Raw genomic sequence first — 18,607 nt, 5'->3', positions numbered from 1 at the left:
ACCCCGCAATCGCCGCAATGGCCGGGAATGTCGCAGCGGGCGGAATGCCATTTCCACGGCCTGCGCCCGCTGCGAAAGCTCTGGCCTTATTTGGTGCCGAACATCCGGTCGCCCGCATCGCCCAGGCCGGGAACGATATAGCCCTTTTCGTTCAGCCGTTCGTCCAGCGAGGCCGTCACCACCGGCACATCCGGGTGCGCCTCGGCCATGCGCTTGACGCCTTCGGGGGCGGCCAGCAGGCAAAGGAACCGAATGTCCTTGGCCCCGGCCTCTTTGATGAGGTCGATCGCCGCCGCCGAAGAATTGCCCGTCGCCAGCATCGGGTCAACGACGATAGTCCGGCGTTCCCCCATCTGCTCGGGCAGCTTGTTGTAATATTGAACCGGCTTCAGCGTTTCCTCGTCGCGGTACAGCCCGATAAAACCGACCCGCGCCGCCGGGATCAGTTCAAGGATGCCGTCCAGCAACCCGTTGCCTGCCCGCAGGATCGACACCAGTGCCAGCTTTTTGCCTTCGATCACGGGCGCGTCCATCTCACACAGGGGCGTTTCGATGCGCATGGTCGACATCGGCAGATCGCGGGTGATTTCATAGGCCAGCAACAGGCTGATTTCACGCAGCAACCGCCGAAAGCTTGCGGTCGACGTGGTCTGTTCGCGCATCAATGTCAGCTTGTGCTGCACCAGCGGGTGATCGACGACGGTGAGATGCTCGCTCATGGCTGCTCCAGTCTCTTTTGCACGGCCTCGCGCGTGGCCGCATCGCAGAAAGCGGCATCGAGGGCGGTTCGGTTGATTTCTGACAGCACCTCTTCGTCCCAACCAAAGCTCTTGGCAAGCCCAAGGTACTCATCCCGCATGGTGGTGTGAAAGAACGGCGGGTCGTCGGTCGAAACCGTAACCTTGACCCCGCGTTTGCGCAGCAAATCGATGGGATGGGCCCGCAACGACGGGTAGACCCCCAAAAAGACATTGGACCCCGGGCAAACCTCCAACGTGATTTCACGCTCGGCCAGCATGTCGACCACGGCAAGATCTGCGGCCGCGCGGACGCCGTGGCCGATCCGTTCAACACGCAGATCCTCAACCGCGTCACGAACCTCTTGCGGGCCGTTCCATTCTCCGGCGTGGGTGGTCAGCCGCAGGCCCGCCTCGCGCGCCATGTCAAAACTATAGGCAAAGTCGCGCTGCTTGCCTTTCTTCTCATCCCCGCCCATGCCAAAGCCCACAAGCCAGTCGCCGGCGGTCTCTGCCGCGCACAGCGCGGCGCGCTTGGCCTGTTCCGGGCCGAAATGGCGGATACAGGTAACGATGCCGCGCAGGGTGATGCCCATGTCGCGCTCGGCCGCATCGGCGGCTTCGCGGATCGCGTGCAGATATTCCTTCCACGCCGCAACATCGCCACCGCCGCAGAAATCGGGGCTGAGGAAGGTTTCGGAATACACCACGCCATTGGCGGCGCTTTCCTCCAGAACCGCCGTACACAGCCGCCCGAAATCCTCGGGCGTTTTCAGGACAGAGGTCGCCGCCTCATAGACTTCGAGAAAATGCCAGAAGTCGCGATAGGCGTAAGATCCGTCCTCGTTGAAGATCCCGCTGATGTCGGCGTTCTTTTCTTTGGCCAACCCGCGAATAAAGGCAGGCGGCGCACCGCCTTCGAAATGCAGATGCAATTCAACCTTGGGCAGGCGCGCAATGCGGTCCAGTTGCTCTTCGTCCGTGATCGGGCGGCGGTCTTCTTCTGTCACAGGAAACTCCTTCCCGGCCCTTGCGCCGGAACTTTCAGATGCTCCGCGATAGAGGCCGCAACGTCGGCAAATGCAACCTGCCCGATGCTGCCCGCACCTTTACCTGCGATCAAGACCGGCACGCGTTCGCGCGTGTGGTCGGTGCCGATCCAGCTGGGATCATTGCCATGATCGGCGGTGACCAGCAGCATGTCACCTTCGCGCAGTTTCGGCAGCAGCCGTCCCAGTTCTGCGTCGAACCATTCCAGGTGTCGCGCATAGCCCGCGATATTGCGCCGGTGGCCGTAAAGGCTGTCGAACTCGACGAAATTGGCAAAGGTCAACGATCCTTCCTCGGCCTCATCCACCAGATCCGACAGGTGCCCCATCAGCGTGGCGTCATCACCTTTGCGCACCTCGTCGATGCCGCTCATGGACAGGATGTCACCGATTTTGCCCACGGCATAGACACGGCGCCCGGCCTCCTGCACCCAGTTCGTCAGGATCGGACTGGGTGGCTTTATGGCATAGTCATGCCGGTTGATCGTGCGTTTGAAACTGCCCGGCTCACCGACAAAGGGCCGCGCAATCACCCGGCCCACCTTCATCGCGTGCAGGGTCGGGGCCAGCTTTTCGCAAAGCGCCAGCAGCCGTTCGAGGCCAAAATGCTCTTCATGCGCGGCGATCTGGAACACGCTGTCGGCCGATGTATAGCAGATCGGCCAACCGGTGCGGATATGTTCGGCCCCGTAATCCTCCAGCATCACCGTGCCCGATCCGTGGCAATTGGCCAGCACCGCTTCGGTGCCTGCAATGCGGCAAACCTCGGCGATCAGATCTTGGGGAAAGGCGGGTACGGTGTCGGGGAAATAGTGCCAGTCCCAAGGCACGGGAAGCCCCGCCAGTTCCCAATGGCCCGAGGGCGTGTCCTTGCCCTTGGAGACCTCCGTCGCCGCGCCCCACAGTCCGGTGATCGTCGTTGCATCCGCGCGGGCACCGCCTGTGGCAAGATCCGCCGCCCGGTACAAGCCCAGCGCCGCAAGATTGGGCAGATATAACGGCCCGCTGCGGCCATCCTCGGCCGCGCCGCGCGCACAGGCGTCAAGGATATGGCCCAAGGTATCGGCACCGGTATCCGGCTGGCCATCGTTGAAATAACGGTCCGCGTCCGGCGCGCCGCCGATCCCGACCGAGTCCATGACAACGAGGAATGCGCGCATCAGCTTACCCGTTCCAACACCAGAGGCACATCGGCAGAGGCCGCGTCACCCAGCGTGACGGCCTTCATCACTGCCAGCGCGGCTGCCGCGGCCTGTTCTTCACGCGCCGCATGGACCCGGCACAAAGGTTGCCCCCGCGACAGGCGCGTGCCCAGCCGCACGACGTCCGACAGCCCCACCGCCGGGTTTACCTGATCCGTTTCCACCCGGCGTCCGCCGCCAAGATCCACCACCGCAAGGCCCAGCGCCTCGCCGTCGATCGCGGTGACAACGCCGTCCGTCTGGGCCGGCACTTCCAGAATTACGGTCGCTTCAGGCAGGAACCGGCGCCAATCCTCGACAAAGGACAGCGGCCCGCCCAGCGCATAGATCATCCGCCCGAACCGTTCTGCCGCCGCGCCGCTGGCTATGGCCTTGCGCAGCTTTGCCTCGCCCCCGGTGATCCCGGCCGTCTGCAACAGCTCCGTCCCCAGCGCGACGCTGAGTTCATACAGCGGTCCCTTGTCCTGCCCCGTCAGCACCGCCATCGACACGTCGACCTCCAGCGCATTGCCCAGCGCGGGCGCCAGCGGCTGGGACATATCGGTCAGCAGGGCGGTTGTCGGGCACCCGGCGGCATTGGCCGTGCTGACCAGCGCCTCGGCAAGGGCACGCGCCTCGTCCCGCGTCTTCATGAAGGCACCCGAACCGGTCTTGACGTCCAGAACCAGCGATTGCAGCCCGGCGGCCAGTTTCTTCGACAAGATCGAGGCGGTAATCAGGTCAAGGCTTTCGACCGTCCCGGTCACGTCCCGGATAGCATAAAGTCGCTTGTCCGCCGGGGCAATGTCAGCCGAGGCGCTGACGATGGCACATCCTGCTTCGTTTACAACGTGGCGCAACATGGTCTCATCGACCGAAACGGAATAGCCCGGGATCGCCTCCAGCTTGTCCAGCGTACCGCCCGTATGCCCAAGGCCGCGCCCCGAGATCATCGGCACGTAGACCCCGCAGGCGGCCAGCGCCGGGGCCAGAACCAAAGAGGCGCAGTCGCCCACGCCGCCGGTCGAATGTTTGTCCACCACTGGCGCGTCCAGATCCCAGTCCAGCACATGACCGGAATCCCGCATGGCCAGAGTCAACGCCACGCGTCCCGCTTCTGACAAGCCGCGCAGGCAGACCCCCATGGCAAAAGCCCCGGCCTGCGCGGCACTGACGGTGCCATCGGCCAGTCCCTGCGCAAACCACGCCAGTTCACGGGTGGACGGTTCTTCTCCCTTGCGCAGTTCGGAAATGACGCCGCGGGCATCCATCAGGCGCGATCCATGTGGCTGTTCGCAAAGGCCCCCGGCAGCAAGTCGGCCACGCTGACCTTTTGTTCCGCGCCATCGACGGTCGCCAGGGTAACCGGCGTTCCGGCCTTGGCAAATTCGAAAAGTTTCTGCCGACATCCGCCGCAGGGCGGCACCGGGTGGGCGCTGTCGGCGATGACATAGGCCTCGGCGATTTCGGTTTCACCCGCGGCGATCATGGCCGCAATGGCCCCCGCTTCGGCGCAGGTGCCTTCGGGATAGGCCACGTTTTCCACGTTGCAGCCCACAAAAACCGCGCCGGACGGCGTGCGCAGGGCGGCCCCTACCTTGAAATGCGAATAGGGCGCATAGGCGTTTTCGCGCACGGCGCGGGCCGCTTCGGCCAGATCGGCGGTTTCGCTGGTGGGTTGGGCCATGCGCAGGATCTCCCTCGACAGTTGCGCCCCATGTTGCGAAGCCGCCCTGCGGATTGCAAGGGGGCGCGCAGCGGCACTGTTAGCGGGAACAGCCACATTTGCCCCGCGAAACGCGGCGGTTTGCAATTTTCAAGGATGATCTAAACTGGTATCGCAGCCGCGACTCCTGATCGCGGGAGCCAGGGATCGTTTAACGCTAAACAAATTCCTCGGGAGGGGCTCTTCATGACCGATACACCCAACGAAACATTGCGCCAAGCGGCCCTGTTTTACCACGAGAACCCCAAACCCGGAAAGCTGGAAGTCCGCGCGACCAAGCCACTGGCCAACGGGCGCGACCTCAGCCGGGCCTACTCTCCGGGGGTCGCCGAGGCCTGCCTTGAAATCAAGGCCGATGAAAGCGCGGCCGCCCGTTACACCACGCGCGGCAACCTCGTTGCGGTGGTTTCCAACGGAACGGCGGTGTTGGGGCTGGGAAATATCGGTGCGCTGGCCTCGAAACCGGTGATGGAAGGCAAGGCCGTCCTGTTCAAGAAATTCGCCAACATCGACTGTTTCGACATCGAGGTGAACGAACCCGATCCCGAGAAACTGGCCAATATCGTCTGCGCGCTGGAACCGACCTTTGGCGCGATCAACCTCGAAGACATCAAGGCGCCGGATTGTTTTATCGTTGAACGAATTTGCCGCGAACGGATGAACATCCCGGTTTTCCACGACGATCAGCACGGCACCGCCATCGTCGTCGGGGCGGCGGCGACCAATGCGCTGCATGTGGCGGGCAAGGACTGGGCCGACATCAAGGTGGTGTCCACCGGCGGCGGCGCGGCAGGTATCGCCTGCCTGAACATGTTGCTGAAGCTGGGCGTCAAGCGCGAGAACGTCTGGCTCTGTGACATTCACGGGCTGGTCTACGAAGGCCGCGAAGAGGACATGAACCCGCAGAAATCCTGCTTTGCGCAGCCCTCGGACAAGCGCACGCTGGACGATGTGATCGACGGTGCCGACCTTTTCCTCGGCCTGTCCGGCCCCGGCGTCCTGAAGCCGGAACAGGTGGCCCGCATGGCCGACCGTCCGATCATCTTTGCCCTTGCCAACCCGACCCCCGAGATCATGCCCGACCTCGCCCGCGAGGCCGCGCCGGATGCGATCATCGCCACGGGCCGCAGCGATTTCCCCAATCAGGTCAACAACGTCCTCTGTTTCCCCTTCATCTTCCGGGGCGCGCTGGACGTGGGCGCGACCGAGATCAACGACGCCATGCAGGTGGCCTGTGTCGAGGGCATCGCGGCCCTCGCCCGCGCCACCACCAGCGCCGAGGCCGCTGCGGCCTATAGCGGGGAGCAGCTGACCTTTGGCACGGAATACCTGATCCCGAAACCGTTTGATCCGCGCCTGTCGGGCATCGTGTCCTCGGCCGTGGCGCGCGCGGCGATGGAAAGCGGTGTCGCCACCCGTCCGCTGGCCGATCTGGACGCCTACAAGCAGCGCCTCGACGCCAGCGTCTATAAGTCCGCCCTGCTGATGCGCCCGGTCTTTCAGGCCGCCGCCACCGCCAGCCGCCGCATCGTCTTTGCCGAGGGCGAGGACGAACGCGTGCTGCGCGCCGCGCAGGCGATCCTGGAAGAGACCACCGAGACGCCGATCCTGATCGGCCGCCCCGAGGTCATCAACACGCGCTGCGAACGGCTTGGCCTTGAAATCCGGCCGGATCGCGATTTCAACATCGTGAACCCGGAAAACGACCCGCGCTATCGCGATTACTGGGAAACCTATCACCAGATCATGGCCCGCCGCGGCGTCACCCCCGATCTGGCCCGCGCGATCATGCGCACCAACACCACCGCCATCGGCGCCATCATGGTGCATCGCGGCGAGGCCGACAGCCTGATCTGCGGCACCTTCGGCGAATATCGCTGGCACCTGAATTACGTGCGTCAGATCCTTGGCACCAAGAAATTGCACCCGCATGGGGCGCTGTCGCTGATGATCCTCGAAGACGGCCCCCTGTTCATCGCCGACACCCATGTCCGACAGTTGCCCAAACCCGATGAACTGGCACAGACCGCCGTCGGTGCCGCCCGTCACGTGCGGCGCTTTGGCATCGAACCCAACGTCGCCTTCTGCTCGCAATCGCAATTCGGCAACCAGTCCGAAGGCTCGGGTCAGCGGCTGCGCGACGCGCTGGAGATCCTCGACGAACGCGGCTGCGACTTCTGCTACGAGGGCGAAATGAACGTGGACAGCGCGCTGGACCCCGATCTGCGCGAACGCCTGTTCCCCGGCAACCGCATGAAAGGCGCGGCCAACGTGCTGATCTTTGGCCATGCGGATGCGGCCTCGGCCACGCGCAACATCCTCAAGATGAAGGGCGGCGGGCTGGAAGTCGGTCCGATCCTGATGGGCATGGGCAACCGCGCCCATATCGTAACACCGTCGATCACCGCGCGCGGCCTGCTGAACATGGCGGCCATCGCCGGAACCCCGGTTGACCACTACAGCTGAGACCGCGCGTCGGCCCGAACCTGCGCGATGGGGGCTCTGCCCCCGTCGCCTCCGGCGCCTCCCCCGAGGTATTTACAAAACCAAAGAAGGGCGCCGCAGCGCCCCTCATACCGGTTGGGAAAAGAGTCCCGCAACGCCCGCCGGGTGTCAGCCCTTGGCGTAACCCAGTGCTTGCAGGGCTTCTTTGATCTCATCCAGAATTGCCGGATCGTCGATCGTGGCGGGCATCTTGTAGTCTTTCCCGTCCGCGATGGAGACCATGGTGCCGCGCAGGATCTTGCCCGAGCGGGTCTTGGGCAGGCGGTCCACCACGCAGGCGAGCTTGAACGCCGCAACAGGGCCGATCTTTTCGCGCACCAGTTTGACGCTTTCCTTGACGATCTCGTCATGCGGGCGGTTGGTGCCCGCGTTCAGGCAGAGGAAGCCCAGCGGCAACTGACCTTTCAGCTGGTCGGTCACACCGATCACCGCGCATTCGGCCACGTCGGGATGGGCGGCCAGCACCTCTTCCATGCCGCCGGTGGACAGGCGGTGGCCCGCGACGTTGATGACGTCATCGGTGCGCGCCATGATGTAGACATATCCGTCCTCATCAATCATGCCCGCGTCGCCGGTTTCATAGTAACCGGGGAAATGTTCAAGGTAGCTTTTCTTGAACCGCGCCTCGGCGTTCCACAGCGTCGGCAGTGTTCCCGGCGGCAGCGGCAGCTTGATCGCGATTGCGCCCAATTCGCCGCGCGGCATCTGGTGTCCGCCTTCGTCGAGGATCTGGATGTCATAGCCCGGCATCGGCTTTGCCGGAGAACCCAGCTTGATCGGCAGCTCTTCGATCCCCAAGGGGTTGCCGGCGATGCAATAGCCGGTCTCCGTCTGCCACCAGTGGTCGATCACCGGCACGTTCAGCTGGTTTTGCGCCCATTCGATGGTGTCCGGGTCCGCGCGTTCGCCGGCAAGGAAAACCGCCCGCAGGCCCGAGAGGTCGTATTTCTTGACAAATTCACCCTTGGGGTCTTCGCGTTTCACGGCCCGGAAAGCCGTGGGCGCGGTGAAGAAGCTCTTGACCTTGTGCTCTTGGATCACGCGCCAGAAGGTGCCGGCATCGGGCGTGCCCACGGGCTTGCCCTCGAAGACGATGGTGGTGTTGCCGTGAACCAGCGGGCCGTAGGTGATATAGCTGTGGCCTACGACCCAGCCCACGTCCGAGGCCGCCCAGAAGACATCGCCGGGATCGACGTTGTAGAGGTTCTTCATGGTCCAGTTCAGCGCCACGAGGTGGCCGCCGGTGGGGCGCACGACGCCCTTGGGCTGACCGGTGGTGCCGGAGGTATAGAGGATATAGGCAGGATGGTTGCCCTCGACCGGGACACATTCCGCCGGCTCGACGCCGTACTGGAACCCGTGCCAGTTATAGTCGCGCCCCTCGATCAGCTGCGCCACTTCCTGCTCGCGCTGGAAGATCACGCAGAAATCGGGCTTGTGCTCGGACAGTTCGATGGCGCCATCCAGCAGCGGTTTGTAGTGGACCACGCGGCCCGGTTCCATCCCGCAGGAGGCGGCGATGATGCATTTGGGCTTGGCGTCGTCGATCCGCACCGCCAGCTCGTTCGAGGCAAAACCGCCGAACACGACCGAATGCACGGCGCCAAGGCGGGCACAGGCCAGCATGGCCTCCAGCGCCTCGGGGATCATCGGCATGTAGATGATGACGCGGTCGCCTTTTTCGACGCCCTTGGCGCGCAGGGCTCCGGCAAGGTTGGCAACCCGGTTGCGCAGTTCGACGTAGGAAATCTCGCGCTTGGTATGGGTGATCGGGCTATCGTAGATGATGGCGGTCTGTTCGCCCCGGCCCGCTTCGACATGGCGGTCCACCGCGTTCCAGCAGGTATTGACCATGCCGTCGGCGAACCATTCGTACATGTGATCGCCCCGGTCAAAGAGCGCCTTCGAAGGCTTCTTTTCCCAGTCGATCGCCTCGGCCGCGGCCATCCAGAAGCCTTCCGGATCGGCCTGAGCGCTGTCATACACGTCTTGATAGCCCATGGGGTTGCCTCCTCTATTCCCTGACAAATCGCTTAGGCGCTGCGTCCGCGACCGGGCAAGCCTGTTACCGACGGTCAGGACACATTATCGCAGAAGATTTGCGGAATCCGCCTGCAAAGATTTGCAAACCCGCCGAATAATTGCTGCCTGATTTGATGATTCACCCAGTTTGCAAAGTTTCGATTCGGCCTTGGTGCCAAGGTTGCAAAGTTACTGCGGAAAGACGCATTGCGCAGAAGTGATGAGGCTCACGGCTTGACCTGCCCGCGATGCCATGGACTCATCCCCGGAACTCGCGAAAGGAGAATCTCGATGCAAAGCAAGGCCTTCAGGGCGCTGATCCTCGCCATTGCCGCTTTCTGGTCCTGGACCGGCACCGCCATGGCGAATTGGGAGTTCATCGGCGGCGAAGGTGCAACCGACCACGCGGCCCGCGTCTGCAACGGATCGGACCAAAGGCTTTGCTTTGAACTGGCTTGCGCGCAGGGCGATCCCTTGTCCTATCGGCTGACCTCGCAGAACATGCCAGACATGGTGGCCGCACCGCGTCTGGACACGCTGCTATTCGTCGGATCGCAACTGGCCGGGTCGCTGGATTTCAGCCACAGCGGGCTGGAAAGCTTTCATGCCCCGCTGGAAGAAACGCATCTGCGGGGCATCAACCGCCTGAAGGCCGGGATCCGGGCGCAGTTGCATGTCTGGTACAGCGCGGACAGCGCGCCCGAGATCCATCGCTTTACCCTGATCGGCTCTAACGCTGCGATCACCGAGGTGCAGAAATACTGCCCGCTGCCCGATTTCGCGGAACGTGAACTGGAACGCCGCACGCTCAAGGACCCCGCCGCGCAGATCTTGGGCGACATGCGGGAGGCTTGCTCGGTTCTGGATGGTCAACTGACCGTCGGCACCGGATTCCAGCAGACGCTGGATATTGATGGCAAACCGCCGTTGGACCTGCGCGTCAACCATGGCGCCATGGTCTGTGACAGCACACCTGACATGGTCTGCGGCCCGGCGGGATGCCTGACCTCGTTCTGGATCGGGCTGGAGGATGGCCGCTATCGCCGCGTGTTCCTGAACGCGATTCAGGATGCCGCCGTCACCGGCCAGCCGGGCGTCCTGACGCTCAGCTTCAAGGGATCCGCCTGTGGCGAGTCCGAGGACGCCGGCCCCTGTGGCAAGCGCTATGAACTTGACGGCTTCGACCTGAAACCCCAGCAGTAGGAACCGGCGCGCAGGGACGAGCCACCGGCCGCCCCCGCGCTTTGCCTCATTCGGTAAACGTTACGGTGACCACCGGGTCGCCGGGCAAACCGGCATAGGTCACGCTGGCGGCGCCTTTTGCCTGCGGCGGAGCCAGCAGCGGCCCGATCGACCCGACCGAAATCAGGTCGCCCGCCTTCAGCTCATATCCCTTGGACATCAGCCACAGTACCGCGTTCACCGGATTGCCCAACACCGCGGCCCCCGGCGCCTCTGCCAGCACAGCGCCTTCGGCATCGCGCACAGTGACCGTCATCGCCGCAAGCGCCGCCAGCATCGCCGCCTCATCGTCGACCGGCAGGGCAGCGCCCAGCACCCCCATGCGGGCGGCCACACCATTGGCCGTCAGCGTCACCGCGTTGATCGGTTCACCGGCGGCATAGACAATATCCGGCAGTTCAATGAACGGATGCACGGCCGAGATATGCGCAATGGCCTCTTCGGGTGTTTTGGCGTCGTTGATCGCGGCATCGCCGACCACAAGGATCAGGTCCGCCTCGAACAGAGACCGCGCGCCAAAGTTCACCGGCACCTCGGCACCGTTGTCCAGCATCATGTCACGGTACAGGACACCGGCCACCGGTTCGCTTGCTCCAAAACGTTCCTGCGCGGGCTTGCTGGTCAGCCCCGCCTTGTAGCCGATGACCGGCCCAAGATGCGGCACCATGGCCGCCACCAGCTTATCTTGGGTACAGCGCGCATCCTCCATGCTGCCGTCCGGGATCAACGCGGCGGTCGGCGTCTTGGACAGGTAGTCAGCGACATAGCCCGCAATGGCCGCATCATCCGCGCACTCTGCCCGCACGACGCCCGCGGCCAGCATTGCACCAGTGGCGACAATGGGCCCCCATTTCGAATTCAACATCAAATCCTCCCTCGGTTGGCGCGTTTTGGCCATGGCCTCCCCCTGCCAGCCTGACGCATGGCGACGAGTCGGGCAACGACCAAACCTGCCGGGTAAAGGTCAGACGAATTGTTCGCGGATCAGCCGCTCTTCCAGCCCATGGCCCGGATCGAACAGCACCCGGTGCGCCACATTCGGTTCCGACCGGATATGCACCGCCAGCACGTCGCGCACCTCGGATCCGTCCGCCTCCGCCATGACGGGCCGCTTGTCGGCTTCCAGCACGTCAAAGCTGACCTCTGCCGATTTCGGCAGCAATGCGCCCCGCCAGCGACGCGGACGAAAAGCCGCCACCGGGGTCAACGCCAGCACATCCGCCCCAATGGGCAGGATCGGCCCGTGCGCCGAGTAATTATAGGCGGTCGATCCTGCGGGCGTGGCAACCAGCGCCCCGTCGCAGACCAGTTCCGCCATGCGCACCTGCCCGTCGACGCTGATCCGCAGGCGCGCGGCCTGTGACCCGGACCGGTGCAGTGACACCTCGTTGATCGCCAGCGCGTGATGTTCGGTCCCGTCCGCGCATTGTGCGCGCATCGCCAGCGGGTTGATCACTGCCTCTTCCGCTGCGGTCAGCCGCTCTACCAGCCCGTGTTCCGAATATTCATTCATCAGAAAGCCGACCGTGCCCCGATTCATACCGTAGACCGGCACCTCCAGCGCCTGCGTCCGATGCATCGTGTGCAACATGAACCCGTCACCGCCCAGCGCAACGATCACATCCGCTCCCTGTTCCGCATGATCGCCGTAACGGCGGCTCAGCCCGGCAAGGGCGGCCTGCGCAACAGGCGCGCGCGAGGCGCAAAAAGCGATCCGTAAGCTCATCGGGGGTTTCCTGTCGTCTTCATCCGGGGCGGATGGAAGCACATGTTTACCGGCAGGGCCAGTGCCTGCCCGCCAATGCCGCTGGAAACCTCCCCTGCGTCGCTTTAGGTTCTTTGAGACCCGGCAAGTTTCCGATACGAAACATGCCAACCGAATCCAAAGGAGCAGCGCCATGAACGCCCCCCATCGCGACGACGGTTTCTTTACCGAGTCGCTCTCCTCCCGCGATCCCGAAGTTTTCGCCTCGATCACGGGCGAGCTTGGCCGTCAGCGTGACGAGATCGAGCTGATCGCCTCCGAGAACATCGTCTCCCGCGCGGTGATGGAGGCGCAGGGCTCGGTCATGACGAACAAATACGCCGAGGGCTATCCCGGCCGGCGCTATTATGGCGGCTGCCAGTTCGTCGACGTGGCCGAAAACCTTGCCATCGAGCGCGCCAGACAGCTGTTCAACTGCGACTATGCCAATGTGCAGCCGAACTCGGGCAGCCAAGCCAACCAGGGCGTCTATCAGGCGCTGCTGAAACCCGGCGACACCATCCTGGGCATGAGCCTGGATGCCGGCGGCCACCTGACCCACGGCGCGCGGCCGAACCAGTCCGGCAAGTGGTTCAACGCCGTGCAATACGGCGTGCGCCAGCAGGACAACATGCTGGATTACGACCAGGTCGAGGCGCTGGCCAAGGAACACCAGCCCAAGCTGATCATCGCCGGCGGATCGGCCATCCCCCGCCAGATCGATTTCGCCCGCATGCGGCAGATCGCCGACATGGTCGGCGCATATCTGCACGTGGACATGGCGCATTTCGCCGGTCTGGTGGCCGCGGGCGAACATCCCAGCCCCTTCCCGCATGCCCATGTGGCCACCACCACCACGCACAAGACCCTGCGCGGTCCGCGTGGCGGCATGATCCTCACCAATGATGAAGATATCGCCAAGAAAGTGAATTCGGCGATCTTCCCCGGCATTCAGGGCGGCCCTCTGATGCATGTGATCGCCGGCAAGGCGGTGGCCTGCGGCGAGGCGCTGCGCCCCGAGTTCAAGACCTATATCAAGAACGTGGTGAACAACGCGCAGGCGCTGTCGGACCAGCTGATCAAGGGCGGTCTGGACACGGTCACCCATGGCACCGACACGCATGTGGTGCTGGTTGACCTGCGGCCCAAGGGCGTCAAGGGCAATGCCACCGAAAAGGCGCTTGGGCGGGCGCATATCACCTGCAACAAGAACGGCGTGCCCTTCGATCCCGAAAAGCCGACGGTGACCTCGGGCATCCGTCTTGGCTCGCCCGCGGGCACGACGCGCGGCTTTGGCGAGGCCGAGTTCCGCCAGATCGCCGACTGGATCATCGAGGTGGTCGACGGGCTGGCCGCCAATGGCGAAGAGGGCAACGCCGAGGTCGAGGCCAAGGTCCGCGCCGAGGTCGAAGCCCTCTGCCAGCGCTTCCCCATCTACCCCGGCCTCTGAACCAAACCGGCCAGTACAGCCCAGAACGGCACAGTACAAGACAGTCAGGAAAACCGCCGTGGACATAGCCACGGCGGTTTTTCATATCCCGGCATTCCCGCACACAGCCACAAAAAAGGCCGCTGCAATATGCAGCGGCCCTTCGTTTTCGAGTTTCAGGACCTCAGATGTCCAGCGTGTGGTCACGTTCCCACTTGCTGAAATGAGTCACGAAGGAGTTCCACTCCTGCATCTTCATCTTGATGTAGGAGGACGAGAAATCGTCGCCCATCATCTTCTTCAGTTCCTTGTCCTTGTCATACTCGCGGATCGCGTCGAGCATATTCAGCGGCAGCTTGGGCGCACCGCGGACCTTGTGACCTTCGGCGTACATGTCGATGTCCCAGCGCTTGCCCGGATCGGCTTTGGAATGAATGCCGGACAGGCCCGCAGCGATGATGACCGCCTGCAACAGGTAGGGGTTCGCCGCGCCGTCGGGCAGGCGCAATTCAAAGCGGCCCGGGCCGGGGACGCGCACCATGTGCGTGCGGTTGTTGCCGGTCCATGTCACGCTGTTCGGGGCCCAGGTGGCGCCCGAAATGGTGCGCGGTGCGTTGATCCGCTTATAGCTGTTGACGGTCGGGTTGGTGATCGCCGCCAGCGCCGAGGCGTGCTTCATGATGCCGCCGAGGAAGTGTTTGCCGCGCTCGGAGAGGCCAACTTCGCCGGTCGGGCCTTCGCCTTCGCCGGCAAAGACGTTGGTCTTGGACGCGTCACCCGGGGCATCCCAGACAGAGATATGCGCGTGGCAGCCATTGCCGGTAAGGCCCTCGATGGGCTTGGGCATGAACGTGGCGCGGAAACCGTGCTTTTCGGCGACCGACTTGGTCATGAATTTGAAGAACGAGTGCTGGTCGGCGGTGGTCAGGACATCGTTGAATTCCCAGTTCATTTCGAACTGGCCATTCGCGTCCTCGTGGTCGGTCTGGTAGGGTTTCCAGCCGAGATCCAGCATGTAATCCGCGATCTCGCGCACCACGTCGTAGCGGCGCATCACCGCCTGCTGATCGTAGCAGGGTTTGGCCGCCGTATCGAAGGGGTCCGAGATCTGATCGCCTTCCGGTGTCAGCAGAAAGAATTCGGCCTCGATGCCGGTCTTGACGTGCAGACCCACTTCGGCGGCTTCGGCGATCAGGCGCTTGAGCACGTTGCGCGGGGCCTGTTCGACGGGTTTGCCTTCCATGACGCAATCGGCGGCCACCCAGGCCACGTCCGGCTGCCAGGGCAGTTGGATGACGGAGGACGGATCCGGCACGGCCAGCATGTCGGGGTGCGCGGGAGTCAGATCCAGCCAGGTTGCAAATCCAGCGAACCCGGCGCCGTCTTCCTGCATGTCGGCAATGGCCGCTGCGGGCACCAGCTTGGCGCGCTGGCCACCGAAGAGATCGGTGAAGGAGATCATGAAATACTTGACGCCGCGTTCAGCGGCGTAGGTGGCGAGGTCGATCTTTGCGTCCGGCGCGACCTGATCTTTTGCCATTTGTGTCATCCTCTCTGTCCTATTGTGTCGCGATGGTCGTCATCTGTCTGGGCGCCATCTTGTGAAGCGGCGCGGCCCCCTGCAAGAGGCCGCGCCCTGTGTTTCAGAAACCGGGTTTGCCGGGGTACCATTCGGTGCCGGCGAGAGGGACGCGGGCCATGGCCGCGGCTTCCATCGTCAGCGCGCACAGATCCTCGGGTTCGAGGTTGTGCAGGTTGTTGTGGCCACAGGCGCGGGCGATGGTCTGCGCTTCCAGCGTCATGACGCTGAGATAGTTGCGCAGGTGACGCCCGGCTTCGACCGGGTCCAGACGCATTTGCAGTTCGGCGTCCTGGGTGGTGATGCCCGCCGGATCCAGACCTTCGTGCCAGTCGTCATAGGCACCCGAAGTGGTGCCCAGCTTCTGGTATTCGGATTCCCAACGGGGGTCGTTGTCACCAAGTGCGATCAGGGCGGCAGTGCCGATGGCGACCGCGTCTGCGCCAAGCGCCATGGCCTTGGCCACGTCGGCGCCGGTGCGGATGCCGCCGGAAACGATCAGCTGAACCTCACGGTGCACGCCCAGATCCTGAAGCGCCTGAACCGCCGGGCGGATGCAAGCCAGCGTCGGCAGGCCCACGTGTTCGATGAACACGTCCTGCGTCGCGGCAGTGCCGCCCTGCATGCCATCCAGAACCACGACATCCGCACCAGCCTTCACCGCCAGGGCTGTGTCGTAATAGGGGCGGGTGCCGCCAACCTTGACGTAGATCGGCTTTTCCCACGCGGTAATTTCGCGCAGTTCGAGGATCTTGATTTCCAGATCGTCCGGGCCGGTCCAGTCGGGGTGACGGCAGGCCGAACGCTGGTCGATGCCCTTGGGCAGGTTGCGCATCTCGGCCACGCGGTCCGAGATCTTTTGACCCAGCAGCATACCGCCGCCGCCGGGCTTGGCGCCCTGGCCAACCACAACTTCGATGGCGTCCGCCTTGCGCAGGTCGTCGGGGTTCATCCCGTAGCGCGAGGGCAGGTACTGATAGACCAGTTTGGACGAATGGCCGCGTTCTTCGGGGGTCATGCCGCCGTCGCCCGTGGTGGTCGATGTGCCCGCTGCCGAAGCGCCGCGTCCCAGCGCCTCTTTTGCGCGGCCCGACAGGGCACCGAAGGACATGCCCGCGATGGTGATCGGAATATCCAGCTCGATGGGCTTTTTCGCAAAGCGCGTGCCAAGGGTCACCTTGGTGTCGCATTTCTCACGGTAGCCTTCGAGAGGATAGCGCGACACCGAAGCGCCGAGGAACAGAAGGTCATCGAAATGCGGTACGCGGCGCTTGGCCCCGCCACCGCGGATGTCGTAGATGCCGGTCGCCGCGGCGCGACGGATTTCGGCGTTGATCGGGTTCGAAAACGTTGCCGACTGGATCGGCATCGTCCGAGGGGGCGTCTTGTCCTTGATGTCTTTCACGCTCATGTCTCCCTCAGTACGCGTTGTCGACTTTGAAGTTGTACAGCTGACGGGCAGAGCCGTAGCGCTTGAACTCTTCGGGTTTGGCATCGCTTCCGGCGCGTTCCAGCAGGTCGCGCAGGATTTCGATGTGCTCGGGGCGCATCTCTTTTTCGATGCAGTCCGCGCCCAGCGATTTCACCGAACCGCGCACGAAGAGGCGTGCCTCGTAGATCGAGTCACCCAAAGCGTCGCCCGCGTCGCCACAGACCACAAGGTTCCCTGATTGCGCCATGAAGGCCGACATGTGGCCGACATTGCCATGCACAACGATGTTGATCCCCTTCATGGAGATGCCGCACCGCGACGAGGCATTGCCCTTGATGACCAGCAGACCGCCGTGGCCGGTGGCGCCGGCGTATTGGCTGGCGTCGCCTTCGATGACCACGGTGCCGGACATCATGTTTTCGGCCACGCCGGGGCCGGCCGAGCCATGCACATGCACGGTGGCCTGCTTGTTCATGCCGGCGGTGTAATAGCCGGTCGACCCTTTGACGCTGACCTCAATGGGGGCATCCAGACCCACGGCCACCGCATGGCTGCCGCGCGGGTTCACGATTTCCCAGCTGGTCTGATTGGTGTCATTGGCCTGGGCATGGAGCGCGGCGTTCAGCTCGCGCAGGCTGTTGGCTTGAAGATCGTAGGTCTGCATCATGCCGCCTTCTTTTTCGGGTTGGGGGCCGCTTCGTGGGTCCAGAAATAGACGGTCGCGGGTTCGGGTTCCCAGACGCGGGCGGTTTCGATACCCGGCAGGTTCACCAGCGCCCGATATTCCGAACCGAAGGCCACGTATTGATCGGTCTCGGCCATGACGGCGGGTTTGCAGGCGATCGGGTCGCGCACAACGCCGAAACCGTCCTTGGTGCCGACGACGAAGTTGAAGAAACCGTCGAGATCCTCAAGCGAGGCTTCCAGCGCTTCGCCCAGCGTCGCGCCGTTCTGCATCTTCCACGTCAGGTAGGCTGCGCCGACCTCGGTGTCGTTCTGGGTTTCGATGTGGATGCCTTCGCGTTGCAGCTTGCGGCGCAGCGAGTTGTGGTTCGACAGCGAGCCATTGTGCACAAGGCACTGGTCGGATCCGGTATTGAACGGGTGCGCGCCCAGTGTGGTCACGGCGGATTCAGTCGCCATCCGGGTGTGGCCGATGCCATGGGTGCCGGACATCTTGGAAATGTCGAAACGCGCCGCCACGTCTTTGGGCAGGCCGACTTCCTTGTAGATTTCCAGCGTGTCGCCAAAGGACATGGTCCGCACGTCGGGGGCAATCTCGCGCAGGGCGGTCCGGGCCTCGTCGGCCTTGCCGGCGGGGACGCTGAGCACCGCGTGGGTGCTGTTGCGGGTCAGGGTGACGGCGCCACCAAGGGCCGCACCCAGTTTGTCGGCCAGTCCGTCAAATGCCGTTTCCGGATCTTCGGCCTGAACGGTGAGTTTCGATGCCGAAGTGTCTTCGGCCCCGTAAATCGCGATCCCGGCGCTATCGGGGCCGCGGTCGGTCATGGTGATCAGCATATCGGTGAGCAAGGCACCCAGCTGAGGCTCAAGCGCCTTGTCTTTCAAAAACAGTCCGACAATTCCGCACATTCTGGTGTCGCTCCACTTTCTTGATTCTACCCATGTCGGGTGATGGGATCAGGCTAGCACCGGATTTCCATTGCCGCAACTAGGATGAATATTTTTTTCCTTAGAGGCAAGAGCGGGCACAGCCGCTCTTGCCGAATGACGGGTCAGTAGCGTTCGACGCTTTGCTGCACCTTCTCGTGGTCCAGCGCCCTTTGCTTGGCTTTCTCAAGGTGTTCATTCTCGCGGATGAACTGGACGCGATGCCAACCCAGCCAGAAGATCACGCCCAAGGCGACCATCAGCATCTCGTGCCCCTGGAAGGGATAGATCGGACCGACATCCGCCAGATCGACGGCCCAGCTTTCGTAACCAATCGTAGACATGGTGAT

16 protein-coding genes are annotated in these 18,607 nt (G+C 63.5%); 3 read left to right on the top strand and 13 right to left on the bottom strand.

Annotated features, from left to right (window positions below; all coding sequences use genetic code 11):
* Positions 1-86 precede the first annotated feature (86 nt).
* From upp to KJP30_RS17300, 5 genes are read right to left on the bottom strand one after another with little or no spacing between them, the layout of a single operon-like run.
* Positions 87-719, bottom strand: a complete 633-nt coding sequence (upp, locus tag KJP30_RS17320; protein WP_218450589.1) for a uracil phosphoribosyltransferase — start codon at positions 717-719, stop codon at positions 87-89.
* The gene (locus tag KJP30_RS17315) at positions 716-1,747 is read right to left on the bottom strand and encodes an adenosine deaminase (RefSeq protein ID WP_224874578.1); all 1,032 of its coding nucleotides are present in this window, start codon (positions 1,745-1,747) and stop codon (positions 716-718) included. Before KJP30_RS17315 ends, upp begins: the two co-directional genes overlap by 4 nt.
* Positions 1,744-2,949 (bottom strand): phosphopentomutase, encoded by a 1,206-nt coding sequence (locus KJP30_RS17310; protein WP_218450966.1) that lies wholly within the window; start codon positions 2,947-2,949, stop codon positions 1,744-1,746. Before KJP30_RS17310 ends, KJP30_RS17315 begins: the two co-directional genes overlap by 4 nt.
* Positions 2,946-4,238, bottom strand: a complete 1,293-nt coding sequence (locus KJP30_RS17305) for a thymidine phosphorylase (RefSeq protein WP_218450588.1) — start codon at positions 4,236-4,238, stop codon at positions 2,946-2,948. The genes KJP30_RS17310 and KJP30_RS17305 overlap by 4 nt, the downstream gene beginning before the upstream one ends.
* On the bottom strand, positions 4,238-4,675 hold the full coding sequence (locus KJP30_RS17300) for a cytidine deaminase (RefSeq protein WP_261390966.1): 438 nt from the start codon (positions 4,673-4,675) through the stop codon (positions 4,238-4,240). Before KJP30_RS17300 ends, KJP30_RS17305 begins: the two co-directional genes overlap by 1 nt.
* A gap of 204 nt (positions 4,676-4,879) precedes the next feature.
* Here KJP30_RS17300 and KJP30_RS17295 point away from each other — a divergent pair, with 204 nt between their 5' ends.
* Positions 4,880-7,159 carry an NADP-dependent malic enzyme gene (locus tag KJP30_RS17295; RefSeq protein ID WP_218450586.1) on the top strand — a complete coding sequence of 760 codons (2,280 nt, stop codon included), beginning with the start codon at positions 4,880-4,882 and terminating at the stop codon, positions 7,157-7,159.
* Positions 7,160-7,306: 147 nt separating this feature from the next.
* Here the strand turns inward: KJP30_RS17295 and prpE are convergent, their stop codons facing one another.
* Positions 7,307-9,199 carry a propionyl-CoA synthetase gene (gene prpE, locus KJP30_RS17290; protein WP_218450585.1) on the bottom strand — a complete coding sequence of 631 codons (1,893 nt, stop codon included), beginning with the start codon at positions 9,197-9,199 and terminating at the stop codon, positions 7,307-7,309.
* 312 nt (positions 9,200-9,511) lie between these two features.
* Between prpE and KJP30_RS17285 the strand changes: the two genes are divergently transcribed.
* A complete protein-coding gene (locus tag KJP30_RS17285) occupies positions 9,512-10,423 on the top strand; it encodes a hypothetical protein (protein ID WP_218450584.1) in 912 nt (303 codons plus the stop codon).
* Between the two features lie 46 nt (positions 10,424-10,469).
* Here KJP30_RS17285 and KJP30_RS17280 read toward each other — a convergent pair whose 3' ends face one another.
* Together KJP30_RS17280 and KJP30_RS17275 are read right to left on the bottom strand one after the other, a co-directional pair.
* Positions 10,470-11,327 carry a 2-keto-4-pentenoate hydratase gene (locus KJP30_RS17280; RefSeq protein ID WP_246594594.1) on the bottom strand — a complete coding sequence of 286 codons (858 nt, stop codon included), beginning with the start codon at positions 11,325-11,327 and terminating at the stop codon, positions 10,470-10,472.
* Positions 11,328-11,426: 99 nt separating this feature from the next.
* A complete protein-coding gene (locus KJP30_RS17275; RefSeq protein ID WP_218450583.1) occupies positions 11,427-12,188 on the bottom strand; it encodes an NAD kinase in 762 nt (253 codons plus the stop codon).
* Positions 12,189-12,360: 172 nt separating this feature from the next.
* Here KJP30_RS17275 and glyA point away from each other — a divergent pair, with 172 nt between their 5' ends.
* A complete protein-coding gene (glyA, locus tag KJP30_RS17270) occupies positions 12,361-13,656 on the top strand; it encodes a serine hydroxymethyltransferase (RefSeq protein WP_218450582.1) in 1,296 nt (431 codons plus the stop codon).
* Between the two features lie 163 nt (positions 13,657-13,819).
* On the opposite strand, the gene glnT is transcribed toward glyA, so the two are convergent.
* The 5 genes from glnT to KJP30_RS17245 form a co-directional block, all read right to left on the bottom strand.
* A complete protein-coding gene (glnT, locus tag KJP30_RS17265; protein WP_218450581.1) occupies positions 13,820-15,175 on the bottom strand; it encodes a type III glutamate--ammonia ligase in 1,356 nt (451 codons plus the stop codon).
* 103 nt (positions 15,176-15,278) lie between these two features.
* Positions 15,279-16,625: an FMN-binding glutamate synthase family protein gene (locus tag KJP30_RS17260; protein WP_218450580.1), complete on the bottom strand. Its 1,347-nt coding sequence runs from the start codon at positions 16,623-16,625 to the stop codon at positions 15,279-15,281.
* Positions 16,626-16,632: 7 nt separating this feature from the next.
* Complete coding sequence (locus tag KJP30_RS17255) at positions 16,633-17,310, bottom strand: GltB/FmdC/FwdC-like GXGXG domain-containing protein (protein WP_218450964.1); 678 nt, start codon at positions 17,308-17,310, stop codon at positions 16,633-16,635.
* On the bottom strand, positions 17,310-18,239 hold the full coding sequence (locus tag KJP30_RS17250; protein ID WP_218450579.1) for a class II glutamine amidotransferase: 930 nt from the start codon (positions 18,237-18,239) through the stop codon (positions 17,310-17,312). Before KJP30_RS17250 ends, KJP30_RS17255 begins: the two co-directional genes overlap by 1 nt.
* A 143-nt stretch (positions 18,240-18,382) precedes the next feature.
* Positions 18,383-18,601 carry a hypothetical protein gene (locus KJP30_RS17245; RefSeq protein WP_218450578.1) on the bottom strand — a complete coding sequence of 73 codons (219 nt, stop codon included), beginning with the start codon at positions 18,599-18,601 and terminating at the stop codon, positions 18,383-18,385.
* Positions 18,602-18,607: the final 6 nt, after the last annotated feature.

The organism is Antarctobacter sediminis, from assembly GCF_019218285.1.
Lineage (GTDB): Bacteria > Pseudomonadota > Alphaproteobacteria > Rhodobacterales > Rhodobacteraceae > Antarctobacter > Antarctobacter sediminis.
This window is presented reverse-complemented; position numbering and strand designations above follow the sequence as displayed.